The organism is Bombilactobacillus sp. ESL1197 (assembly GCF_058107145.1).
The window spans coordinates 20,922-46,176 of sequence record NZ_JBYLTY010000003.1 but is presented as its reverse complement, the minus strand read 5'-3'; the positions used below and the strand labels follow the sequence as shown (position 1 = coordinate 46,176).

Annotated in this window: 26 protein-coding genes and 1 pseudogene; 6 read left to right on the top strand and 21 right to left on the bottom strand. The window is 34.2% G+C overall.

Annotated features, from left to right (window positions below; all coding sequences use genetic code 11):
* Positions 1-649: 649 nt before the first annotated feature.
* From AC3B6B_RS07765 to AC3B6B_RS07750, 4 genes are all read left to right on the top strand, one after another.
* Complete coding sequence (locus AC3B6B_RS07765; protein ID WP_489758100.1) at positions 650-1,468, top strand: AAA family ATPase; 819 nt, start codon at positions 650-652, stop codon at positions 1,466-1,468.
* On the top strand, positions 1,461-1,796 hold the full coding sequence (locus AC3B6B_RS07760; protein ID WP_489758099.1) for a hypothetical protein: 336 nt from the start codon (positions 1,461-1,463) through the stop codon (positions 1,794-1,796). Before AC3B6B_RS07765 ends, AC3B6B_RS07760 begins: the two co-directional genes overlap by 8 nt.
* Before the next feature lie 380 nt (positions 1,797-2,176).
* Positions 2,177-3,229, top strand: a complete 1,053-nt coding sequence (locus AC3B6B_RS07755) for a ParM/StbA family protein (protein WP_489758098.1) — start codon at positions 2,177-2,179, stop codon at positions 3,227-3,229.
* Between the two features lie 2 nt (positions 3,230-3,231).
* A complete protein-coding gene (locus AC3B6B_RS07750; protein WP_489758097.1) occupies positions 3,232-3,519 on the top strand; it encodes a hypothetical protein in 288 nt (95 codons plus the stop codon).
* Positions 3,520-3,720: 201 nt separating this feature from the next.
* Here the strand turns inward: AC3B6B_RS07750 and AC3B6B_RS07745 are convergent, their stop codons facing one another.
* The 7 genes and pseudogenes from AC3B6B_RS07745 to AC3B6B_RS07715 form a co-directional block, all read right to left on the bottom strand.
* Positions 3,721-4,938 carry an Abi family protein gene (locus AC3B6B_RS07745; RefSeq protein ID WP_489758096.1) on the bottom strand — a complete coding sequence of 406 codons (1,218 nt, stop codon included), beginning with the start codon at positions 4,936-4,938 and terminating at the stop codon, positions 3,721-3,723.
* Positions 4,939-5,004: 66 nt separating this feature from the next.
* Positions 5,005-5,904, bottom strand: coding sequence for a MepB family protein (locus tag AC3B6B_RS07740; protein ID WP_489758095.1), 900 nt, complete (start codon positions 5,902-5,904; stop codon positions 5,005-5,007).
* Positions 5,905-6,183: 279 nt separating this feature from the next.
* On the bottom strand, positions 6,184-6,564 hold the full coding sequence (locus AC3B6B_RS07735; protein ID WP_489758094.1) for a hypothetical protein: 381 nt from the start codon (positions 6,562-6,564) through the stop codon (positions 6,184-6,186).
* Positions 6,565-7,014: 450 nt separating this feature from the next.
* Positions 7,015-7,383, bottom strand: a complete 369-nt coding sequence (locus tag AC3B6B_RS07730; RefSeq protein ID WP_489758093.1) for a hypothetical protein — start codon at positions 7,381-7,383, stop codon at positions 7,015-7,017.
* Positions 7,384-7,406: 23 nt separating this feature from the next.
* Positions 7,407-7,487 (bottom strand): annotated as a pseudogene (locus AC3B6B_RS07725) (recombinase family protein); the annotation flags it as partial.
* A complete protein-coding gene (locus AC3B6B_RS07720) occupies positions 7,477-8,148 on the bottom strand; it encodes a hypothetical protein (protein ID WP_489758092.1) in 672 nt (223 codons plus the stop codon). The pseudogene AC3B6B_RS07725 and the gene AC3B6B_RS07720, both read right to left, overlap by 11 nt.
* A 48-nt stretch (positions 8,149-8,196) precedes the next feature.
* Positions 8,197-8,790 (bottom strand): recombinase family protein, encoded by a 594-nt coding sequence (locus AC3B6B_RS07715; RefSeq protein ID WP_489758091.1) that lies wholly within the window; start codon positions 8,788-8,790, stop codon positions 8,197-8,199.
* 199 nt (positions 8,791-8,989) lie between these two features.
* Here AC3B6B_RS07715 and AC3B6B_RS07710 point away from each other — a divergent pair, with 199 nt between their 5' ends.
* Entirely contained in the window at positions 8,990-9,277 is a 288-nt protein-coding gene (locus AC3B6B_RS07710) for a type II toxin-antitoxin system RelE/ParE family toxin (RefSeq protein ID WP_489758090.1), read from the top strand.
* Positions 9,278-9,291: 14 nt separating this feature from the next.
* Positions 9,292-9,585, top strand: a complete 294-nt coding sequence (locus tag AC3B6B_RS07705) for a HigA family addiction module antitoxin (RefSeq protein WP_489758089.1) — start codon at positions 9,292-9,294, stop codon at positions 9,583-9,585.
* A gap of 46 nt (positions 9,586-9,631) precedes the next feature.
* On the opposite strand, the gene AC3B6B_RS07700 is transcribed toward AC3B6B_RS07705, so the two are convergent.
* From AC3B6B_RS07700 to AC3B6B_RS07635, 14 genes are all read right to left on the bottom strand, one after another.
* Entirely contained in the window at positions 9,632-10,186 is a 555-nt protein-coding gene (locus AC3B6B_RS07700; protein ID WP_489758088.1) for a CPBP family intramembrane glutamic endopeptidase, read from the bottom strand.
* A gap of 80 nt (positions 10,187-10,266) precedes the next feature.
* Positions 10,267-11,142: a Fic family protein gene (locus AC3B6B_RS07695; RefSeq protein ID WP_489758087.1), complete on the bottom strand. Its 876-nt coding sequence runs from the start codon at positions 11,140-11,142 to the stop codon at positions 10,267-10,269.
* A 240-nt stretch (positions 11,143-11,382) separates the two neighbouring features.
* Positions 11,383-12,156, bottom strand: coding sequence for a DNA/RNA non-specific endonuclease (locus AC3B6B_RS07690; RefSeq protein WP_489758103.1), 774 nt, complete (start codon positions 12,154-12,156; stop codon positions 11,383-11,385).
* Positions 12,157-12,642: 486 nt separating this feature from the next.
* Positions 12,643-13,185 (bottom strand): hypothetical protein, encoded by a 543-nt coding sequence (locus AC3B6B_RS07685; RefSeq protein ID WP_489758086.1) that lies wholly within the window; start codon positions 13,183-13,185, stop codon positions 12,643-12,645.
* Between the two features lie 43 nt (positions 13,186-13,228).
* Positions 13,229-15,232: a DNA topoisomerase gene (locus tag AC3B6B_RS07680; protein WP_489758085.1), complete on the bottom strand. Its 2,004-nt coding sequence runs from the start codon at positions 15,230-15,232 to the stop codon at positions 13,229-13,231.
* Between the two features lie 3 nt (positions 15,233-15,235).
* A complete protein-coding gene (locus AC3B6B_RS07675) occupies positions 15,236-17,560 on the bottom strand; it encodes a DUF3991 domain-containing protein (protein WP_489758084.1) in 2,325 nt (774 codons plus the stop codon).
* Positions 17,561-17,692: 132 nt separating this feature from the next.
* Positions 17,693-18,043 carry a single-stranded DNA-binding protein gene (locus AC3B6B_RS07670; RefSeq protein WP_489758083.1) on the bottom strand — a complete coding sequence of 117 codons (351 nt, stop codon included), beginning with the start codon at positions 18,041-18,043 and terminating at the stop codon, positions 17,693-17,695.
* A 14-nt stretch (positions 18,044-18,057) separates the two neighbouring features.
* Complete coding sequence (gene mobP2, locus AC3B6B_RS07665) at positions 18,058-19,587, bottom strand: MobP2 family relaxase (protein WP_489758082.1); 1,530 nt, start codon at positions 19,585-19,587, stop codon at positions 18,058-18,060.
* A gap of 1 nt (position 19,588) precedes the next feature.
* Positions 19,589-19,957 carry a hypothetical protein gene (locus AC3B6B_RS07660; RefSeq protein WP_489758081.1) on the bottom strand — a complete coding sequence of 123 codons (369 nt, stop codon included), beginning with the start codon at positions 19,955-19,957 and terminating at the stop codon, positions 19,589-19,591.
* Complete coding sequence (locus AC3B6B_RS07655) at positions 19,944-20,240, bottom strand: hypothetical protein (protein WP_489758080.1); 297 nt, start codon at positions 20,238-20,240, stop codon at positions 19,944-19,946. The genes AC3B6B_RS07660 and AC3B6B_RS07655 overlap by 14 nt, the downstream gene beginning before the upstream one ends.
* Positions 20,241-20,536: 296 nt before the next feature.
* A complete protein-coding gene (locus tag AC3B6B_RS07650) occupies positions 20,537-21,439 on the bottom strand; it encodes a hypothetical protein (RefSeq protein WP_489758079.1) in 903 nt (300 codons plus the stop codon).
* Between the two features lie 10 nt (positions 21,440-21,449).
* The gene (locus tag AC3B6B_RS07645) at positions 21,450-22,112 is read right to left on the bottom strand and encodes a hypothetical protein (RefSeq protein ID WP_489758078.1); all 663 of its coding nucleotides are present in this window, start codon (positions 22,110-22,112) and stop codon (positions 21,450-21,452) included.
* Between the two features lie 28 nt (positions 22,113-22,140).
* On the bottom strand, positions 22,141-23,196 hold the full coding sequence (locus AC3B6B_RS07640) for a bifunctional lytic transglycosylase/C40 family peptidase (RefSeq protein ID WP_489758077.1): 1,056 nt from the start codon (positions 23,194-23,196) through the stop codon (positions 22,141-22,143).
* Positions 23,196-25,169 (bottom strand): VirB4 family type IV secretion system protein, encoded by a 1,974-nt coding sequence (locus tag AC3B6B_RS07635; RefSeq protein WP_489758076.1) that lies wholly within the window; start codon positions 25,167-25,169, stop codon positions 23,196-23,198. Before AC3B6B_RS07635 ends, AC3B6B_RS07640 begins: the two co-directional genes overlap by 1 nt.
* Positions 25,170-25,255: the final 86 nt, after the last annotated feature.

The following is a 25,255-nucleotide window of genomic DNA, read 5'->3' as shown; positions in this document are numbered from 1 at the left end:
TCTTTTTGAAATAGCGGGTAAGCGACCTGCTTGTCTACTTGTTTCCTCACACCGTCAAATTAACACTTCAAGATCATGTCCTGTTAACTCACTTAGTAAGTCTCTTAACGCGGCTTGTCTCCCGCACTTTTTTAATCAATCGCATTGACAACTCTAAGAATGAGCTATACAATAGAACCACAATATGTTGAGTATGTGATTGTCCTAATTGGTGTTAGGGCGATTTTTTTTGCTATTAAGACTTAGTTGGCTCATATGAGAGCACTGAGTCTTTTTTTGTATCCAAATTTGTAAGATACAAAAACTATGTAAGATATAACACACAAGTTGACTCTATCACAGATTTTCAAAATCAACAATTATTATTTCAACTCAACCAATACATTAAGTTTAAACATAATATAACTCATACTTCCATTTACTTCAACAGTTTTATAAAACTTTGTAATAGCTATTTTATACTTTTATACTTTTATATATTTATAAAAGTATAATTTTATGGTATTATGATTTTATAAAAGTAAAGCATATACAAAATAAAAGCTGCTATATTAAGGCTCTGCTTTATGAATTAGATTTATAAAAATGGAAAAGTATAATTTTATAAATTTATAAAAGTGGATTTTTATACTAAATGAGGTGATTTAAAATGGTAAAAATAATTACTACTGGAAATTTCAAGGGTGGTGTAGGCAAAACTACAAATGCTGTTATGTTTGCTTATACGCTATCAAAAATTAACAAAAAGTCATTAATAGTAGACTTAGATCCTCAAGCTAATGCCACAGATTTAGTATTAACAACTATAAATAATGTTTACCATAAAAAACCTGTTTTTAAAGAATCGTTATTCGAATCTATTAAAGAAAAAGATCTTTCAAAGTCACTAATTAATGTTAAAGACAATCTAGATTTAATACCTTCATATGAAGACCTTCAAGGATATGAAAAACTATTGTACGAATCATTTGACGATGATTACTCTCAAGACACTTACTTTTCAAAATTATTAGCCCCTCTAAAAACTGAATATGACTTTATAATTATGGACGTACCGCCGCAGTTAAATAAATTTACAGACAGTGCTTTAGTTGCAAGTAATTATGTAGTAGTAATTTTACAGACACAGGAGCGTTCATTAAAAGGCGCCGAAAAATATATTGACCATCTTCTCCAACTACAAGATGATTATGAGTTACCTCTAGACTTACTTGGTGTATTACCCGTATTACAACAAAATGGTTCAGAATTAGACCTAGATGTTATTAATGACGCCATAAATAGTTTTGGTGAACAAAACCTTTTTAAAACAAAGATTAAGCAAATGGCACGTCTAAAAAGATTTGACAGAACTGGAATAACAGACAATTTTAAAGATATAAATGATAGAAGAGTACACGAAGTTTATAAAAAAGTAATTGAAGAATTACTAGCTAGAATTAAACTACTGGAGAATAACAATGACTGAAAAAATAGGATTAAGCTCCTTTCGAAAAAACAAAACGCAAAGACCAGAAAATATTGAGCCAGAAAAGTCTGTTCATGAAGATAGATCAATGCCTAATGATACAATTTTATCTCACCCAACGCATAGATTAAATTCTAAAGAATTACCAAAATCTGTTCGGCTAACACTTGACACTCATTCAGCTATATCAACTATAGCTAGTATTGAAAACAAAAAAATTTATGAAGTAGTAACCGACTTAGTAGAAGAACATATTCAAAATTCTTCACCTCAGGTTAAAAAGCTCATAAAAATGCAAATTGAAGCTATTAAGAAAAATCACGCTTAATTTTATTGATTTTAAATTAAATAAGTTATAGGATATGTATATCCGATTTGTTTATATCGTGATATATGTGTTTACGAAAATACCCTGGAATTTTATCCAGGGTATTTTTTCACCTTCCATTACATGTTTTTCCATTGAAAGACATGTAATTTAATTTGTTTTCTGGAAATTCATTTTTTATAAACAAATGTTTTAGCATGTATTTGCATTTATAACAGTATTTTTAAATGTAAATACATGTCTCAGATCAAAGATGAATCGAACAAACACAAACTTTTGCATATTTTTACATGCAAATAGTTGCATTTACGATTTTGCACGCTATAATAAAGCATGTAAACACATATAAAAGCATGTTAAAATAAAAAGGAGAAATCACTATGGAAATTTTCAGTTTAGATTTAGGCAATAAAAACTCAAAGTTAAAGGACAGTAAAAGTGAATATATTATTCCTTCACGTTTCGTTAACAAAGCAGACGCTCCTATTCAACTAGGATCAAACAAAAAAAACAACGTAAAAGAGTTCAAGGCTATGTTTGACGAAGATCACTATTTATGGGGTGAGGGGATTAACGATTTACACTTAGACAACTTAATTCAAGACACATTGTCTAACTACGGAAATCGTTATACAAACGACTCATTTAAGTTACTAGTTGAATTTGCCTTAGGATTACTTGCCAGTGACTTTCCTTCTTCCAAAAAAAGCGTTCTAGAAGTTCAAAGTATTGTTGGCGTACCAACTGACGATTTTACCAGTCAAGAACGTTTAAAAACTTTAAGCAAAGCTTTAAAAGGTCGTCATCAGGTAGAAGTTGACGGCGAAACTTACTCCATTGACGTTAAGGAAGTTAAAATTTTACCGCAACCAGTTGGTACCGTATGTGAGGAAATGTTAGATGACAAAGGATACGTTAAAAATGAGCATTACGAAACTGATAAAATTGGCATTGTAGATATCGGCGGCGGTACAGTTTTACTAGATACTTTGAACAACATGGATCTCAATACAGTTGATCGACGCGAATATAAGACCGGGATTAACTCATTAATCAAAAACATTGCTTCCAACCTAGACTTAGACGTTGATACCAACGATTACCAATTAGAAAAAGCTTTAATCAAAGGATCAAAAGCGCGTGATTGGAGCTATTCTCCCAATGGTAAAGCCGAAAGTGGAAATAATATTACTTCTTCGGTTAACAAACAAATTGATCGTTTTACCAAAAAGCTAATCAGTGACATACAATCAACATTAGATATTGACGGATTAGCTGAACTATTGATTACCGGCGGTGGTGCAAACTTAATCAATAAAGACTTAATCACTAATAAAATTCCTAACGCTGTCTTCATTAAAGATTCAGAAGTAGCAAATGTTCGTGGATTTTACAAGTATGTGAAATCACAACAAGTAAGTAAGGAGGTCTAATTTTGAGCAAAATAGAATATGTTCAATTAAGGTTAAACCCTGATAACGAAAGAGATCAAAGGATCTTAAATCAGTTGCAAAATACTAATATGCCTAAAGCAGCATTTGTAAAAATGTGCATCTTAAATGAAATTGACGGACTACATGCCCATCAAGTTCTGAGACCAAATTCAGATTATATTCAAGATAGTTCTTCGATCGACAATGATAGTTCTACTATTTCTGAACCGAAAGGAAAAGAGCAGAAAAGAAAGACTTTAAATAAAAGTTTTGGAGAATTTAATGGTTAAAGAAACAAAAAGCGGGTCAGCAAATGCTGATCCGCTTTTTATTGATTAGATAATTAAAAAAGCGATTCTACATACTAGATCGCTTTTTTGTCTTCTTAAATTATGTAGCTCAATCGTGCCCGTACTGATATAAGTACGCCCGATTGATATCTTTCAATAACTATAATACATCATAAAAAATTAAAGTCAATAATTAAAAAACTAAAATTTCAATATATCATACCAATCAGTAGGAAATTCCAAGACTGATTCTACACTTATTCCATATTCTTGAACTTTTTTTGAAAACCCATCTAAAAAAGAATTCCAAGATTTTTTGTTTTCCTCATAAAATGAATTATAAAAATATTTCATTATCAATAATTGAAAAAAAAGACCTGCTACAGGAACCTTATTGTTGTAGTATCGATTAGACGAAAACAAATAATTTCTTTTATTACTTGGAAACTTTCTCTTAGATACTTTCCTATGGGTAGGAAAAATCAAACTATCGTTATGACTAACTTTATTTCGCAAATCAACCATTGATTTAGTAAATGAAAATATAGCGGTAATAGATGGATAATTTCCTAACTCATTTTCTTCATTTGTTTCAGGTATATTAAAAATCTCACGACTACAGTCTTTGGCTATATCAACATTTACAGTAGTTAAAAAATGTCCTAAATTTCCAAATGTTATCTTGTCAAGAGTTGTCCATATTGGTACATGACCTAAATATTTATCTAAAGTATCACTTAAATTTTGATCCTTACTTTTCAATTCTTCTAAGTCTTCTTTTGTCTTACTAATCCAACTATTAAATATGTTTTTATCATCAGAATATAACTTATTATTAAACGACTCATACAAAAATGGTTCATTTATATTCGAATGATTTTCAACACTTTTACTTTTTTCTAAAACACTCTGAATTAATAACTGCTTCAAAGTATTTTCTATTATTGGCAATAATCTTGCAAGATTATTTCTGACGTACTTATCTAAATAGTAAAGATTAAATACATCTTCAGCCTTCATACCTTTGTTTACTTTTATAAACGGTTTAAGCTTATAGTACCCAGTAGACAATATCAAATTTTTCATTTTATTTTCTAGTTGAATATTATCAAATTTAATTGAATACTGAGATTTCATAAGTTTAATAAATTCGTCCGGATCTAAAGCAATAGGCTTATCATGAATTAATTCAACATTAGAAAGATCAGGAAAAATTGTCTTTGGCTCAAAAAATAAATTCTCCTCGGATAAGTCACTTTCCATAAAATAAGAACAGCTATCAAAAGACACTTCAATGATATGATCACCTTTTTTGTCTTTAATTAAAATCAAATTACAATTATCATCTTCCGTTTCACCTTTAACAAATGCATAATCACTATCATTTATTTTAATAATAATTTTTCCACTTTTTTTCATTGCTAATAATCACTACCTATTTAATTAAATTTACAACCATTGAATCATCTTAAATGAACAAATTTATCAACCAATAATACGTTCTAACACTTCCATATCAGCTTCACGATCATTTGATAAATCAACAAAATAATCTGTTTGCCATTCCAATTCTTTTAAAGCAGCTGCATTCAATCCCGTTTCCCAACTCGGATAAACGCGCAATGTCATTTTTCCTTTGACTCCTGGTTTTCTTAAAATCCCATGCTTCAACAAAACTGTTTTTGGAAATAAAAACTGACCTTGGTTCATACCGTCCACAATATTGATTAACGTAATGTCAGAACTGCTATCCATGTCAAAGGCTTGCTTTTTATCATTTTCATCACGTTCATATAAGGACACAGAGTAGCCCTTCCGCACTGGTGTCTTTCTAGCAAGTCTATTCCGAAAGGAAATATCAAACATTTTAAAGTAGAAACCTTCGTATTTTTCCATTTGTGGCTCTTTGTAGCGATATTTAACAGTCATACCTAAATACGGCAGAAGAGTTTTATTGATTATCTTTGAAGACTGATACGTGTACTTCTTCTGCTTTTTCGGCGACTTAACATAATTGTAAATACTAGGAGTTAACTCGGGCGCAAAATCGTCTAAATTATCATTGGTAATTACTAATACCCGCTTCATGTGTTGAACTTCAGCAAGTGCATTCTCGCCGTCTTCAGCGGTTACTGTTTTACTTTCTAAAACAACGCCCCTTTTGTGACCATACCTTGTACCCACTTCTACAATTTGGCCAAATGGTACTCTGTCGTTTTTAAACTTTTCTTTATGGGGCCGATCTTCCGTATTAATGGTTAAACGGAACCAATAAGCACCATTAGAAAGTTCATACGCACCCGTTTTATCGTTTTTGTTCATATGTCGTACCAACACTGCATGTTTGGGAAACATTTTCCTACTTACATTTTTATCTTCAGTCATTGTTTGCTACTTTCCTTTAAGGTATGTCACCGGTTAATTCCATATTTTCTAATACCACCGCCGGTTTTGATCCATAGTTGGTTTTAACCATAATGATATTACTAGATGGAACTTTTGTCCCTCTAAACTTACTAAGCGGCTTTCCTTCGACTTCTAATTTAGTATTCGTGGAAATTTGATACAGGATCAAAACGATACCGACCATTCTTTTTATTTTTGTATAATAGAACAGCTTTAACCGCGCGCCTAACTTCCCTTGGTCTGCTCTTCTTCTTTTTCTTACTCATGAAGATTTTTTTCCAAACTGTGATTTGAGAAAACAACTACCAAAGTTAAAACTAAAAGCACAAGAACCATTAACTTGCTAACAACATATTGAATATAGCCACCGGCAATTAACATAAAAACCATGCCTGCAAATAAGAAAGTCGAGGTCCAAGATTCTAAATGTAATTTAGTTATTCGACCCATCTTTTTAGATACAGCTACTAAAGACGAAACTAACGTCAATACTAAAAACAAAGTACTCAAAACGTAGAAAACAATTGAAAAAGCCGTTCTATCAGGTCTTATCAATTCAATTGTTAAGGAAAATAAATTAATAATTATCATTAACAAATACAGTACTGCATTTAAACAGCCGACTATTTTAGTATGCATAATTAAACTCCTTTGACATGAAATTTATTTCAAATTATGTTATCATCTGTATGTAAGAAAAGGTCAGTGCTTGTACACTAACCTTTCCGTAAAGTTGCCAAGGCGGTAACTATTAAAATTTTTATATTATATTTAAATAGCTATCTAGCCAGGCACGGCTAAGGACAGCTATTTTTTTGATTCATGCATGACCATCCAAACGAAACTTGCGACATCGATAATCGTAGTGATTATCTGGCAAAGATCGTGAATGTTCAAATGAAACAATTTGCTACTCCTTTCTTTAGGATCTGGGTTTACAGTTTTTACACCATAAGCACCACTCCCTTTCGAGGAATAGCTACCGCCTTAGCATTTACTTTACATACATAATTATAACATAAAAAAGTGGCTAAATCCTTGATTTACAAGGCTTTAGCCACTTTATTTTGTTGCTTAAAATTGTTTTGATTAGCTATTTTTGACCAAATAGTAATTCATAAAAGCAATCACTATGGTTAAAACTAAAAACACTGCTATTATTACTTGACCAAGAATTTTATAAATATAGCCGTTGGCTATTAACAGAAACCACGCGCTGGCAGCCATTAATGTTACGCTCAAAGTATTTAAAACAAAACCTAATTTTCTATTAACTTTAATTCTAGCAACAGACAAAACGGTTGCTATGACCAAGCTAACTGTGCTTAAAATATAAAAAATGGTTGATGAATTGCTTGTCGTTGGATGAAGTAACGATTCTACTAACGAACAAACACTCAAAATTACCATGGCAAGATAAAGTAAGACGTCTAAATAATAAGACATTTTCTTAAGCATATGAATTCTCCTTATTCTATTAATTAATTGTTCAGTAATTTAAAACGTCGCTGTTGAGTACGTTTACTAATCCCTGTCTTACGCTCAATCATTTTATATATCAGTTAATTGTTCACCCTTCGCAAATTTTATACTATCTTTTAAATTTTTTTTACTAGCCAAAATAGTTTGACAATATGTCTTGCCACTAGCTTCCATATACGTAGCCGTTATACTAATTTTATCTGTTGCAGAATTAATTGAAAATTCAGAACCATAATTACCTGAGGATTCAATACTATTAATAACATCTTCCATTGTTAAATAATACGGTTGTGTTTCCTTACCAACCTCAAGCCTTTGTAATTCAGCAAATTCTGGAGATATGGGAGGAAAAGACGAAGACTTTCCTTCTTCATTCGTTATCTTAAATCCTATCAAATATAGCCATATAGTAACCTTTGAAGTGTTTAAAGCACTAACTTTCCATTGCGGTTCAATTGAATTTTCAATTTGAAATAATATGATTATCTTTTTTTGTTGATCTTTTCTATACAAATCAATGGTAGTACCAACAGCACCCAATGTTCCTATCGCTGAAACCCACTGTACTGCCGAACCACTATTAAAAATCCACTTCATCGTTCCTGTTTTGTGAAAAAAGAAACCTGATATTACAAAACCAATTAAAATTCCAAAAATAAAGACAATGAAAACTTTAGATTTTGACTTAAAATAATAAATCAATTTACTCTTATAAAATTTTATTTTTAATTGTTTATTCACTGAATTTTACGACCCTTTCTACTAAACAATCCAATTCTCAATCAACTTTTATAGCTCTTTCCTAATTCTATAAATAAGCGTCCTAGACACCCCATATTTTCTGGCCATTGGTTTAATTGGCTTATTGTCTTTCAAATCTTGGACAATTGCTTGATACACTAATCGTTTTTTAGGATCTTTCGCATGATCATTATATTCTTGTACTCTGCCTACGTAAACGCCCTTCTTTTTAGCAATCGCAATTCCTTCCCTTTGCCTTTCGCGGATTTTCTCGCGTTCAGATTGAGCAACATAGGACATTAGTTCAATTACTATATTTGTCAATAGGTTCTTTAAATTAGGATCTTCCACTCCCTTGAAGCTAGGAAGATCCAAAATATCAATCGTTGCCCCCTTTTGACGAATTTCAGACAAAAGATCTTTAATATCTTGAGAATTACGTCCTAAACGATCCAAACTCATAATTACCACAACGTCTTCATCATGAATATAGTTCAACATTGCTTGTAGTTGAGGGCGCTCCGTATTTTTACCAGAGATTTTCTCCTGAAAAATTTTTGTGCAACCTTCTTTATTTAGCGCTTCAATCTGCCGAGCCAAATTTTGGTCAGTCGAAGATACTCGGGCATAGCCAATTTTCATATTTTTACCCCTAATTTAAAAAATACCTTTTAGAATACACTTTAACATTTCCAGTATAGCATATCCCAAAAGGTATTTTACGAGCACACCCTAAAAATACCTTTTTTAAACATAAAAATCTTCTTTTTGTATATCTCCTTTACATGTGCATTATAAACAGATATAATTATAGTTAAATTAAATTATTGGAAAGTAAACTATGATACAATCTTTTGCTGACAAAGAAACAGAAAAAATATACAATCAAAAATTCTCCAAAAAATTGCCTCAAACAATCCAAAAAACAGCATTACGAAAATTGATTATGTTAGACAATGCAAACAATATTAACGATCTACGAATGCCCCCAGCTAATCATTTAGAACAATTATCTGGTAATAGAAGCGGACAGTATAGCATTAGAATTAATGAACAATACAGGCTTTGTTTTTCAATTAGAAACCAAAATGATTTTGTTGACGTTGAAGTTATTGATTACCATAATTAATGGAGGAGCCATAGATGAATAATATAACTACACCAAAAATTAGTGAGATTTTAAAGGAAGAATTTATGATTCCTTTAAATCTTTCCGCATATATGCTAGCTAAAAAAGTAAATGTTCCAACATCAAGAATACAGGATATTTTACATGATCGACGTAAAATTACCGTAGATACTTCTGTTCGTTTAGGACGATTATTCGGTGTATCGGATCGCTACTTTTTAAATTTACAAAATGACATTGACATCCGTAATGCGGAAAAAAGTATGAAAGATGAATACAATCAAATACAACAATACCAATTAAACTAAATCATATGTATGACTCTCCTATAAATAAATCAGGAGAGTCTTCTTTTTAGATTAAGGCAGTCAGATTGTTAATTAAATGTACTAAAATACTTGCCTTAATATTTCTAGTCTTACAGTAAACCAAGCCTAAAATCACTCCCATAATCAATTTAGAAATAAAGTATACTGGATCATTGGAAACGTGCATTAAACCAAAAATGACCGCCGACAATAATATATTTATCCTTGGATCCAAGTTGAACATGTTTTGTATATATCCTCGAAAAAGTAATTCTTCCAAAATTGGCCCAATTAAAAGTGCGTAAATCGTAAAAGCAACTGGGACTCGTTTAACAACTTGCAGTTGAGTGCTGACGTTAGTATTACCTATTGCTTTAAATAACGGTGCTAGTACCAAGTTTATTAGAAATAGTAAGACACCAGCAGCTATTACTAACAAAAATGCTTGACGGTCCAATTTTTTGGTTGGAAACAACTGTACCTTTTTAGTTATCCAAATCATGGCCACTATAATTAAAATACAAAAAAGCGCGAAAATCGTGTAACTAAGCCAAGATTGACTAGCCTTTTTATTTGAGGCCATCGCTTCTAAAATAATCACTGGTATCTGTTCCCAAACAAAAAGCAAGGCCCCTAATAAAAGGTGCCCTGCCATTTTAAAGATATTTAACTGTTTACTACTCATCTGTCTAACTCATTTTTGTGGTCATGATAATACTTTTTCCAATTAATTCTGTTTTGGTCACTATAAAGATCTTCTTCAGCTTCTTTGGTGTTTCTTTCATTTAATTCCAAAATAGAAATTCGATGATTAAGCTCATCTTTAACGTAGCCGGCAATTAATTCCCGAAATGGTATCATTTCATGCTGATTAGATCTGGCTTTTTCTAAAGCTTCCATATACTTATTGCGAGCTACTTTAGATGGATTAACATTAATTACTGGATAACCGTTTTCCGTTAAAGCAAAATTCATTAACAATCTAGCCGTTCGACCGTTACCATCTCTAAAAGGGTGGATTGAAACAAATTTTTGGTGCAAGTCAGCTGCATACTGCACTGGGTGCAATTCTTGAGATGCGGTCTTACTCCAGACAATTAAATTATCCATCGCTTCCGGAATATCATATGGTGTTAAATAAGGGTGATCTTCTAAACCATATGGCCAAACGTCGATGGTTCGATAATTACCTGCGTCGGTTTGTGGAATGATCGTTTCCATGGTCGCAATCCGATTTAAATTGCGAATATCAGACACATTTAATTCGACTTGTTTAGTTGCTAATTCGACCATGTAGTCGTAGGCATTATTTAAATTGGTAATTTCCAGTGTTTCTTTCAGCGTTTTACCATGAATAGTAGCTCCTAAACCACCTTCAATTAAAGCAGCTGTTTCATACTTACTCATAGTGTTACCTTCAATTGCCGCGGAAGACCAAACATGTTCTATTCGAACATTTTTTTCTAGTTGTTTAACTTCTAATTGAGATAACGGACGATATTGATTCATTTTAGTCTTTAATGCAGTAAGTTCTTTTAATTGTTCGTTATAATTCATAGACGTTCACCTCTTATTAACTAATAAGTGTACCATGCTCATTCTAAATCTGTCTTTTGATTGAAAAAGATAATTTTTTTGACTTTTAACAAAATTTGGCTTTCATATTTGCAATCTAAGCAATTTAAATTTAAATCACGTCCAATTATATTCAAGCTACAAAAAATTCTTATAAGCTCATTTTGAGGCAAATAAGCCAATTACCGTTTTTTGATTAAAAATGGGTAAATTTATTTACTATTAAATGCCTTTCTTGCTATCACCATTGACATAATTAATTTGAATGTGTGATTGCATGTTCCTTAAATAAACATTGAAACTCAAATTAGAAGTTGAGCCGCGATCTTCAACTGATTGAGCTTCGATTTGTACCCCGCGGGCAATGATTTCACTGTCTTTGTAAACTAATTTTGCTCGATAACGGACGTGATTTTTCGGATTAGTTTTTAGATAACTAATGGTTTTCTTCTCCATAACGTTAATTAAATTACTTTCCAAAAAGTTAGTGGCCGTAAATACATTTCTTGGATCATTAACATTTACCTTTTTATCAACTAAATTGTTCAATAACTTACCACGAGTAAAATTAACTTTACCAGGCATATTGTCATTATTAATAAAACCTACCGGCGTGTAGGTAACAGGTTTTACACTTGGCTTTTTAGGCAAACTATTCTGATCTAACATAGCGTCCACTTGCGTAGGTCTGTTCGCAGAGTCTTGATTTGAATAATAGATCCACGTACTTTTTTGCTTTTTCTTTTTCTGAAGTACCAAGTCTTGATCCTCGAAATCCGGCACATTATCGTCAATTTTAAATTTCGTATTGCTTGTTTGATCAGCTAAATCTTGATTAGCGTCCACTGCTGGGATCATGACTGTCTCAGCTTTATTCGCAACACCAACGCAATAGTTTTTAATTTTATGTCTAGCTAAAAAGACCGTAAAAATTAAAATAATTGAGATCGCCAGTCCGGCGATTTTTAATACCCTTTTAGACGTATCAGTCTTCATATTCTTCACTTCTGCTCACTCCTTTGCAAATAAAAAAGAACCAGCAAATTACTTGCTAGTCCTTCACATATTAATTACATAAAATTTAAGATCCATTACATAGTATTACAAAAAGTATAATAATAGTGGCTGCAGCCAAAATTGGATTACAAAGTAGTGTGAAAGTACAAATTATCAACACTAAATTTATTACTATACCTAACCATAGTAACGCATCTTCTCCACCATACTTAAAATAAATGAACACTTCAAATATCATTACACCTATAGACACTAATCCAAGCAATAGATATGTTTCATAATTTTCAGCCCCAACTACCGCAAATGAACTACTAATCAAATTACTATAAGAATCCCATATTGAGCGTAAATTTTTATTATAGAAATATAAAAAGATCATATATAGCCCAACCATCAACACCGTTAACGATTCCGTAATTAAAAAATTTATTCTAATTCTAGTCACTTAAATCTCCAAATTAATAACTATTTATGCAAAATCCAACCGAACAAAGCGGCAATAATAGTCCAAATAAAAGTTAATTTTGCTAAATCAAACTTCTTATCACCATTTACCTGTATCCATTTATATATCATTTTAAATAACTTAATACTGCACCAGATAATCCAGGTAATAGAAATAAAAACAAGGACCACAAGGTAAATATCTAGTTTTTTTCTTACTATGTTAATGGAAAAAAACATAACATCAAGCATTATTAGTATAATACTAATACTTCCGTAAAAAAATCCTTTGTGTTTATTATTAATGATTGAGGAATAAGATACTAAAGCCATAAAAGCAAAACAGATAAAAAGTAGTATAGTAATACCAAACAACATAATAGTCGTTCCAGAAATTTTATTTAATAACTGTCGCCTATTCATTAATTCATTATATATCCTTGGTATTTCTATTTGGATTTTCACGTAAGAAAAAGCAGATAACAAAGAACCTATAGACAAAGATATCCAAAAATAAGGATCATTAAAAAGCCGTTTTACTGTCTTTTTACATTTAGATATCATAAGTTTCCTCCATAAAAATAATTATAATGCTTTTCATAAAAAATCATATTTTCTTAAATCCCCAAAACTTGTGACCCTTGTAAGTTTGCTGCTGTAACGAACCTTTGATCATTGATTTCTTGTACCTAAAGCTAATTTCTTTTCCTGCCAACAAATCGTTAACCTCTTTGTCAGTAAACGTGTGCGTCCCCCACTTTTGGTTAAATTCGACCTTTGTTCCATTGGCCAACGTTCCACTGACCTTTTCCTTTTTCTTAAATGGTGCAGTATTACCTTGCGGTTTACCCACTGTGGTTACTAAAGTTTTGGCGTTATAAATCATAATCGGTACATCGTGTTCAATCGTTTGGGTGGCCGTGCCTAATAATTGACCAGGCTTAATTTGCTTCTGGCCAACTTGGGCCATGCCGTTAAAGAGTTTTTCAGTGACATTAACAGATGAAATCCACGTATCTTTATTCAAAGCCGCTGTCAAATTACCAACTGGCGTCATCGAATAAACGCCCTTTTTCTCCTTTAGCGGGGCATTTGCGCCGGCTACTAATTCAGCTAACGTGGACGTTCTTGTTGCACCAGTACCTACGTTATATTTTTCTAAATATTTAGTGACCCACTTCATACTGGGCTTAGTAGGCTTCGGATTTGCTCCCTCATACAGAAATGGACTTGCCATCTTTCCTAACTCGGATTTTTGTTCTTGGTCTTGTTCGTCCGAGTCATTTGCGAACACTTGTTTAAAGTTTAATTCAACTGGAATATTAAAAGACGTTTCAAACGTTGGATAGTCAACCAAAGTAGCCTTAACTTGATCATAAACATAGTTTTCGCACAAAATGGCTAAATAGTTCTTGGCCAAAGTCTGATAAATAGCTTGAGCACTGGGACCAAATTTACTTAAATCCGCTAAAGAAGTAGGAACTTTTAGTCCCGGACGATTAGCGCCGTGCGCTGCGTCTTTGGTTAAATGTTTTTTTCGCGGTGAACGGTGGGTTAGTAATTGCGGATTAACGCCAACGACACCTGCAATTTGTTCTGCTAAGGGCAATAAATCATTAAATTGTTCTAGGGTGATTTTCTTGTCTTCCGTACGCGGATATGAAACATAATCGGCTTCATATAGTTTTTGATATGTGGCTAAAACCTCTTTAGCGTTAAAACCCATTGGTGCCAGGAGTGCCGCTAACCCTGATAAGTCAATCAATGCTCCTGGAGACTGCATTTTACGGGTAATGACAGCTGAGTTGATCAATGAGTCATGGTACTTTTGTAACTCTTGCTCACCTTCATTTTTTTGTTCAAATTTAGGGGTATCCTTTAGTTTATTGGTAAAAACGTGCTCATTTTCATCTTTAAATTTAACCTCGTAAAACGGCTTGCGTTGATAGTTTTTAATCGCTTCTTGCTGATCGAATATATGCCGAATAATTACCGACTTCAAACGTCCCTGACGCACACTCTTAACATGGTAGCCTGCCTTACGGGCCAAATCAGTTGAAGCTCTGGTTAACTGCATTGACATGTAATCCCAACGGTTTCTAGTTTCGGCTTTCAAATATTCACCATCTTGATTTTGCGACGGCAATTGAACAATTTGATTAAATGCTTTTTGAACGCTCCGAGCTGACTCGTCTTCAAAATACATCCGCCCCACTGGACCATGCCAACCAATAGCATTGACTATTTCCCAGCCTAACAGCTGCCCTTCGCCTGACGGGTCGTCATCGGTCGCAATTACCAATGTTTGAATATCCTTTGTGGCTTCCTTAATCTTTTTAATATCAGCGGCAGTTGATTGCTTCTTATAGGTTTTTTGCCAGGTAAAATCTTGCATACTCCATGGTAAGTCGCTAATATCCCACGATTTGTACTTCTTGGCCAAGCTAGGATCTTTTAACATCTCTGCCGGTTCTTTCAAGGTCATTAAATGCCCGTGACTCGCCACTATCTTGTAACTTTTTCCGCCATAACTACCAGTTGTTCCACCTAAGGCAGTGGCAAACTTCTTGGCTGCACTCGGTTTTTCCGCCAAAATTAAATAATCCGTCATTGCTTAATCGCGCTCCATTTTTTGTTTTTGTAGTTCTAGTTGATATTTTTTTCTACGCATATCTTCTTGTTCTTTAGTTAATTCCTGTTGCTTTTTTTCAACGTTCTTTTGGTCCTTACTTTTATCAGTCATTTTTCGTTCTCCTCTATCTTGTTCTTTTGAATCAAAAGACTCAATCATTTTTTTAGCAGTTTTTGAAACACCATCTAAAACTTTAAATTGGTCCTTATTATCTAATTCACTTAGTTTTTGGCCATTATCGGTCCAACTAGCTAAATAGTTAACCGTAAAATCATGATCATCTATCCCAAAATGATCAGCCACTAAATAGGAAGTCAACTCTGCTTGTAACTCACGCATTGGCTTTTCCATTTCTTCATGCTCTTTCGATGAATGCAGTTGTGAGTGAGCCAACTCATGGATTAAAACCGTGGTCATTTCACTAGGTGTATTTTCAGGGTTCAAGTAAATATTTTTTTGCTTGATACAAACGCCCTTAGCATTGCCAAAACGATTGCTAAATTCTGCTCCTGGTAGATCCTTAATCACTTGTACGCCCTGTTTTTGCGCAAAATTATTCAACTGTTGATCTAACCATTTTTGATCAGCCGGATTTTTAATATCAAAATCAACATGCCGGTTCGGGTAGAGTTCCGGATACTTCTCTTTCGGCATATTGGTTTGCGTAACGTCAAACACGCTACCCACTTTAAAGAACGTACTTTTTTCGGACCGAATTTGACCCGACTTAATTTGTTGCTTTTCTTGCGGGGTTGCTTGACTCAGTCTAATCGTTTTACCGGCACGCTTAAACGTTGTAACTTGCACGGGCGTTAAAATTTTAATACCCTTTTCACCTTTTTTAACTGAATAGCCCAAGTCTTTGATTTTTTTAAAACTAGCAACCGCCTCCGCACCAGGGCGTTGGTGCGCTATTAACAGCTGATTCCTAGTTGAATAATTGTGAAATTTATTCATGAACTCCAACATTTCCAAATACTTTTTTGGGTTAGTTGAATAACCCTTAATATCCGTCAACATCTCATTCATTTTTCCTTTAAGCTCAGTCTTAAGATCTTTCTTTGTTTCCTTCTTCTGCGCAGGCGTAGATTTAGAAGGATCATTTTTGTTAAAATCTTTAGTTTGACCAACATTAAAATTTGGCTCTTCTGGTTGCCACTGGGGTTCTGAAGACTCAGGCGGTTCTTCTAACCCCTGCATTTCTGGAACAACTGTTGTCTTTTCCAGCTGAGATTGTTCTTCTGGTTGAAAGTTAACCCCCAGTGACTTGACGTGCGTAACTGCCGAACCAAATGGTGACTGCACTTCTTCTGGTTTTTGCTGTTTTTCATTAGTTTGCTCCTGTTCACTTGCTAATTCAGCTTTTTTGACTAATTCGTCGTTATAGTCTTTACAACCTGGTTCCGAACATAGCTCGTTTCCAAAAGTTACTTCCTTATTGTCCAGTTGGCAAACCCAAGTGGTTTGAGCCATTCGATCGTAAAAACTATGCCCAGCTTTATCATTGTCGACACAAATAGTAATTGAGTCTGGCGCTCTCTTCTGACTACGAATATTTTTTGCTACATAATTATAAACGACTTGGGGTTTGAGTCCTTCCATAGAAACCAACATCGTATCCTTGAGTTCAGGGTGTAAATCACGATAACTCATCATATCAATGGCGCTCTCAAAAAATTTTAAGTTCCGAGCCGAACCAATCACATGAGTAATTCCAAAAGCAGTAGTTGAGTTCTTTTGAATTCCTTTCCAAGTCCCCCGTTTACCGTATTTTTCGTGATTAATAACAGTACCTTGATTAGAAGCGCCAATCACATTGTGACGGCTACTATCCAACCATTTAAAGACTGCATTATGATACTTATCTTCTACCAAAACACCTGATTTTTGAAATTCGTCAATTGTTTGGTCAGAAATCTTACGCACGTCCTTTAAATAGGCTCGCGCCCGATCAATGTTATCCAATTCTTTGATTTCGTCATAGACAAACGGCTCCTGAACAAATTCTTTGTCTGTATGCTTTTCGTAAGCTTTACCTTGAGTATCATCTAACAAATAAGAAACTGCTTGGCGAAAATCATTATTATCAAGCACGTACGTTTTTACAAAGTCAATCGCTCCTCCTGAAATTTGGCGGGAATTCCAATAAAATTCGTTCTTTTTTAAGTCAATTAACAATGAGTCATGGTCAATTAACCGCGCATAACGGTTACCTTCCATCTCATAAGGTATGTCATTATTTTGACAAATACTTAGAATGTCTACACCGTTTGCTTGATCAACTTCTGCATCTGTAAACCTCGCCATCTTAAATCTCCTTTTAAAAATAAAAAACGACCAGCACCTAAACTTTTTTAGGCGGTGATCGTTGGAAATTAACTATTAAAAAAGAGAGCTCAATGAGTTCTCCTAAACGTGTTTTATTTATCATTTAACTACCTACTTATTCTTTGGGATCAACACAAACGGTCTTTGTCTAGAACCCTTTTTCATCTGCCTAATCGGCATTTCCAAAATGTTAAAATCCTCCAAAACTACCTCAGTTGACCCTGTTTTTTTTCGTTGCAGGTGACCGTCAACTAACATTAAAGTTCCTTGATCAGCTCTTGCTATTAATTGTTCGGCCATCGACTGCCACGCTATACAATTAAATTTATCCGTTTTGCGTACGTTGTTATTAGTTTTGTTTCTGGTAACAATTAAGTCAAACTCGACAAACTTAGAATTATTTTTTTCTTGCAAGCTCAAAGGACTTCTGACACGTCCAACTAACGTTACTCGATTAAACACTTCATTACCTCTTTTTAATATGATTGACCGCGTTCTGCGGCTCGTTGCATTTGTTGATAAAAGTATTGATTGCGTTGTTGCTTCACGTCATTACTCAAAATCCGGTCCAATTTGCGATTAAAATAAGGCACAAATTTGGGCACTACGGCTTTGTAATGCCGACGCTTTTGTAAAACATAACGGCGTTTGGCGTACTGACTGTTCATTTTATTTAAGGCATTAACTTTCTTAGTTTGAATTAGTTGGCGTTGCTTCAACTCTTTCAAAACTGAATTGCCTAAACGCTTTTTCAAGTCCAAAGTTTTATTTTGTTCATAGTCCTTAGTCTTTCGTTTACTTTTACCATATAAGGTTTGATCTAATTCACTCTCCCGTTTAATCAAATCTTGATAATCCTTAAAATCAGGATTATCTTGCACAATTTCGATTGTAATTTGGTCTAAGATTTCTCTAGCTTCTTTATTAATTGCTTTCTTAACTGGCGATTGATTAGGACCAGCCGCGCCATAATTCCAGTAGCTGTGATCTTCTGGTAAAAAACGATAAAGCTCTCTGACCAAGTGATTAATCCGCCGGCTATGGTTATTTTGCAATTCTGTTTTAATTCCCTTTACCAAATCATTTCTTAACTCACTAATTCGGGTTAATTCTGTACTGCGGTCTAAAAGATTATGCGTAAACGTGTTTTTCATGGCGTCGATTGTCTTTTGCCGGCGTTTGCCTTTCGGTTCTAAATACTGACCACGCTGAACTATTTTGCGCGTGTTGGTACTTTCAACAGTAGCAAAATGAATATGCACGTTGTCCGTATTACGATGAATTGACGCAAACCAGTAACCAGTATCTTTTAAGTCTTCAATTTCAAACATCCGATCCATCATACTTTTAGCTGCCACTTTTAAACGCGACTCATTTAAGTTATTGTGATCATCTAGTAAACCAATTTGTTTGAGAAAATTATTATCAAACGATACGACGTCTTGATACATAACCGAACCATTTTTTTGCGCTGTTAAAAATTTCTCTTTAACGTCAGATAAGTCATTCACACTAATGAAATCTCGTTTTTGATCAAATACGCCATTTAAAATGTTCGCTTTATCAAGATTATCTTGGGCTTCTGCTTGGCGATCAATAATCTTATCCATAGCTTGATCAATACGCTTAATTTCAAATTGATCACTGCTAGTTGGATTAGGTTTTTGGCGTAAAGCGTAACTTCGTGACATGTAAGTTACCATTTTTGTAAAGTCCATCTTACCCAAGTTATTAAAGTCAAAATCGTCATTGACTAAATGATTGGCTTCTTCCTGCAGCCGCTTATGAGAATTTTCCGACGCATAACTTTTGGAAGAACGTCCCGGCTGCTGAAACAGTTCTTGCTTATTTTTTTGGATCAGCTGTAACTCTTTAGTCTCTGACTTAGTTAACTTTTCTTCTTTTAATAAGGCTTGTTCCCGCGTCAAATAATTAACAAATTTCGTGAAGTCATTAGAGTTAGGAAGTGAAAACTTGGAGGTTAAAATAATCCCTGGACTGCTCATGTTATTTGCCTAAAAAGTTGGGTATATCAACTTTATACGGATCATCTTTTAAAGTCCGAGGCACAGTTTTATTAGCTTTGCGGGTCGTCCGATACTGGATCCGATCCTCAACTTTTTTCTTGGCTGCCTCGTAAGCTTCCGGTGCATTGGTTTTTAAAATCTCTAAAATAATAGAAACTTCCTTGCCAATAGCTGATAACTTATTTAGATAACGCTTATCATCTATTTCCATTGAATTGATAATATCTCTAATAGCTCCAGAATAATTATTAATTCCATCATGGTTAGCAATATATTCATCTAAAACAATAAGATTTGACCCTGTAAACCAAATATGACGATCATATAACTCACTTTTAGTTTTGTTCATTATTCTCTTCCTCCTCATCTTCTTCTATTTCAATACCCGCTACAACTTCTAAAACTTTATTATTGCTATCAATATATTCTTGAAACTTGTCTGTTAAAGTAGCAATTGACTTATCATAAATATCTTTTTTGTAGTCATAAAAATCAGCAGTCAATGCTTTTTCTAATAAATTTGATACCAGCTCATCTTGGTTTATTTTGATTCCTTTTTCTCGCATATCTCTTAACTTTTGTTTCAACATTGCCGAAACAGTTGGGTCTAAATTTCTAACAGTTAATTTCATAATTACTTCCTTTCATAAAAAAGCAGGGACTAAAAGTTGCTCCTGTAAACAGGACTGTCCTATTTACAAGGCAGTTAAGAATGCTGGTAAAACAAATATCCCTAAAATAGGACTGTCCTGTTTTAGGGATATTTTTAAGAAATTTTGACGGCAAGATTTAGGTCTTAGAAACCGCATAGGCACAGCCTATGCAGCAAATCCAGAATGGATTTGCCAGCAGGTTTCCTTATGCTCTTTACTAAAAGACGGTTTTCGGCCCTAACCCCCGTGCTTTTAAACTTAAGTCTGCTTTAAAATTAATTCCGATTAATACTCTGAATTTGCTTTTTTAAGCTACTGATTTTTTGATTAATAGAATCAATTTGTGACTGATCCTGCTTAATAGTTGACTGATAACTTTGAACTTGTGACCGATGATTTTCCAAGCTTGAATCTGAATCGATTTTTTCTAACTTTTGAACCTTAGCAACCAACTTTTGCTTATCTTGAATGTCTTTTTGAAGCGACTGATTTTCTTTTTGACCTTGCTTAATTACTTTCTTAATTGATTTGATCTTTGCTTTGTCGGCGTCAAATTTGTAAGAATAATAAGCGTCGTTCAACGGTTGCTTAACATAATCTTTACGTAAAAAATAAGACCTAATGGAAGAGTTATTATTAGAACTAATCGATGAGTTAACATTTTTATTCATGACTTTTGGCGTTAGCACTACTCGAATTAAGGGCTCAGACGCAGGAACTTGATGCACATTAATAACCAAGTAATCAGAATTAATTATCCGTACTTGATTGGGTAGTTTAACATTTTGTTGCTTAATGCCAATCGCTTCTGCTTTGAATTTAATATTACTCATCGTCTCCAAAATTTCCGAATCGTTATCTAAGTTATTCATCATATCGTTAAAATTAGTTTCACTCTTTGTTTTACTATTGCTATTCATAGCTTGATTGGTAACTAAAATACCAATTCTTAATTCTTGTTTGGACGCGTCGTAAGTTACTTTGTCAGTTATTAAATTTAAATCACCCATTTGCGAATAAGTTGTTGTCTTGTATTTAGAAATACTTTGGGGCTTTGAAAGAGTATAAACAAAGATAATAAAGATACTAAAAATAAACCCCAAGATAATCATTAGATATCTTTTACGGTGTGAGTTTAAGTCAATTGCGCTACTCACTTTATGCTTTTTTTTAAACATAATCAGCACCTCAATTATCCGTTTTAGGAACGTCATAAGCGGCGTCAGTCACAATTAATTTGTTATTATCACCAATCCCCATCGTTAAATTAATGCGCGTGGTCATATCTGTTTCGTCAATTTTGTAGTGGGCGATGGCGTAAACTTTAGCGACTTGATCAGTGATCGAACTCTTGTCAATAAAACTATCAACGTGGTCAATCGTGATCTTCGATTGTGGTACTTTAGAATCAAACTTTTCATTTTGATCTACCGGAGCAACCTTATCAATCACTTCTTTAGTAGCTATACCAGTTAAATTTTTACGAATGTCAGCGGCGGTATGTGGGCCAATTATTTGCGAAACAAACTTTGTTGCTAAATCACCATAGCCATTTAAAAAAACATTTTGTGAGCTCAAAGAGTTATTATTTTTTGTTTCTGATTTTTGTTTTTGATCACTTAATTGTGCTTGTAAACTTTGATTATCTGCCCTTAAACTACTGATCATCTGTTGATCCTTAGTTAATTTCTTAGAAAATGGGGCCACTATTTTATTAGCTTTAGCTTTGTTAATTTGACTACTTGTTAAAGTCGTATAGCCAAACAAAATTGTTAAACAAAAGAAAACTGCTGCTATTATTCCTAAATAGGTTTTTGTTCGATCATTACCATTGTTGATCTCTTTTTTCATCATAAAAACTCCTTTAATAATTAATGATTTATAAATTAGGACGAACAGCAAAGTCTGGCTGCCATGCTGATAAGGGCCGAATATGACAAACGTCACCTGGTTTTGGCTCTTCGATCACTTGTCCGTCACCCATGTAAAAAGCAACGTGATAAGAAGATCCTTTTGATCCGTAAAAAATCATATCTCCGGCGGACAACTGACTGAGCGGAACAGGTGTGCCACAACTTTCTAGCGAAACTGTATATTGTGGATATTGCTTGCCCGTGACCTTAGTTAAGACGTAACCCACGAAACCCGAACAATCCATGCCTGTTGCGGGGTCATGGCCGCCCCAGACGTAAGGAACTCCGAGGTACTTTTGAGCTTCGTCAATAACCTTTGAACCACTATGCTTTTTTCGAGTTCGTTTGTGTTTGCTGCTGCCAAATTGCAAATATCTTTTTACTAATTTGTCATAAAAAAAGTTCCCGCCATTGGTGTATAAAAAGCCGCCATTGTAGGGAACCGAAATTTCGTTTTTATAAACATAAGTTGCGCCACTAGTATTTCCTAAGGCAGGCGCAACAACGTTTTTTGAGTATTGATCAGCAATTGGTGTCGTGCTCTTTTTATAACCATTTTTGGCCATCCAATTAATATAGTTGGATCCAAAATTGTAGCCCATAATCGCACCGAAAATATCAATTCCATACTGATCAGCTAAGTTTTTATTACTTTTTAAATACGCAACACCATAATGAATGCTTTCACTCGGACTTAAAGAGTTGGGTGGTAATCCTTGCGATTCTGAACATTGCATAACGTCATTTCCAATACCCCGCGTTTCATTCATCATAATTGCCAAGACATAAGGAACAAGTTCGGGGACGCCTTGCGCTTTGCATTCTTTTTCTACCAAATCTTTATAAGCCAAGACCTCCTTTGACAAGCCAATATTAGTTACGTCACCATAATCGTCACCATCGTCACCACCCGAACCGGCTGCTTGGGACATAGCGCCAATAATTATGACAACTAATACTACAAAGGTAACTATTAATGCCCCCGAACCTCCTACAATCCATTTCCAAAATTTTTTTAACATTAAAGCCCTCCATCAAATCTCTTTAATTGTTCTTTATCAGGATTAAATTTGACGGTGTAGTTAATATTTTTACCAAAGTTACAAACAGCCTGGCCAACTTTTAAAGTTCCCAACTTTTCGTATTCAGACTTAGTTATGGAATTGCCTAATAATCGTTTAATTGCTGGAATGGTCGCTGGATCAGTCCGCATTAAAAATTTGTACGTGGTAAATTGTAAAACGGTTTTAATCGTTGAAGCGTCAGCACTATTAGCACCTTCAGGGATCATTTCTTCTGGTGATTGGGTGGCAAACCAAACACCAGCGTAATTCTTCCGCATTTCCCGCTCAAATCGACTCACGTATTGAACAGCAAAGATCATATTGGTATTAATGATATTGTGGCACTCGTCCAAAATAGCTAAACAATACGTTTCTTCGCCTTCTTTAATCTTGCCAGATTTTAAGTTTTGACGAACCCGAATACCATTTTGTAACGCATGATTCCAAATGATAGTTAACGCTGTATACAACTGACAATGGAAAACCTCACGGGATAGTGATTGCAAATTACCGGCACCAAAATAGACGATTTGTTCGTGAGACAAGTTTTTCACAGTTGAATGTCCGTCAAAGACATACCCGTAGTTTGAAATAATATCTTGCAATGACGTCTGTATTTTTTCTAGCGTCCGCTTTTTATCAAATGTTGCTTGATTACCAACGCTTTGCTTCATTAGCCAATTGTAAAAATCCGTTAAAGTCGGGTATTCATTAGCAGGCAAGTCGGTAATTTGGAAGTGAGGGTCTTTTTCGTAATTTTTTGGAACTAAATTAATTGCTTCATAAAAGCGATGCAGATAAATTCTTAACTCCGTCAAATCATCGGCGGTAAAGGCTGGATTTAAAAAACGAAATTGATCGCCAACATGGGAAATATGTTGATTAAAAGATTGTGCTTGATCAATTTTTAAATTTCCTTGATCTAACACTGTTCCCATAACCTCTAGTGGATTAATTAAGCCACCAGAACCATCTAACGGTACATAAGAACCATTTTGACTAGTAATTAACTGTTTAAAATCACCCGCAATATCAATACCGCGTACCATGTTATGGGCGCCAACAGTTGCTTCTTCCATCATTTTCAAATAATTGGATTTTCCCGCACCCATCGTTCCTAAAACTGCCCCATTATAAGCTAGTCGGTCTCGTGATTTAAAAAACGGATCAAAAATAAATGAGCCACCCGTTAACGTTTGTCCATAAGGATAGCCTTTGGGATCCATTAACGCTTGGTGGTGAAAGGGAATACCGCCACCAATATTTTTCGCCGGCATTGAGTAAGGTTCACGATTATTCATTAACGTATTCTGCTCGTCCAAATTCATAAATAAGGATTCATACTGAAAATACGGTTCAAATAAAAAGTTAGTCACCTTATAGCCATTATTTTGAATTCTCGTTTTAATGTCCTGTGTCCGCTGTTCCAAAAGTGCCACTGTTGGTGCATAAATAAAGACTCTAATCCGCACTTGCTTGGCAACTTCACCCTTTCGTGAAAGTTCTTGCGCATAAGCCAACATTTTTTTCTTTTCCGCTTTCGCATTACTCCGTTCAGTTTGGTGAGCTGCTTCAACTTCGCGATCGCTTAATTCGTCCATGCCCCTATTCAAATCTTTAATCAACTTATCTTTGGGGTCAGTTTTTAGATCCGCAGTACAGATGGTATAGGAGTAGTTCATAATCTCCGCTAACCACCAAACCACTGGATCATTATCATATTTAGTCACCTCCAAACACTGAAAATAACCATCCGATGTTTCTCCCTGACGCTCACCAAAAAACATGCCACCTTGCGGTTGAATCTGCGACAACCAATCTAAGTCGTATCCTTCTTTTTTCAGCATAACTTGCTGCTTTTTGGAAAATTTATTATAAGGATCTACTTCTAAATCTGACGTTTTTACCGCCACTTTCTTGCTAAAAAACATCTCCTATCGTCCTTTCCGTGTAAAGAAAAAAGGATTAGCAATTACTTGCTAATCCTTGGTGTTACTGCTATTATTTAAATGTAAGA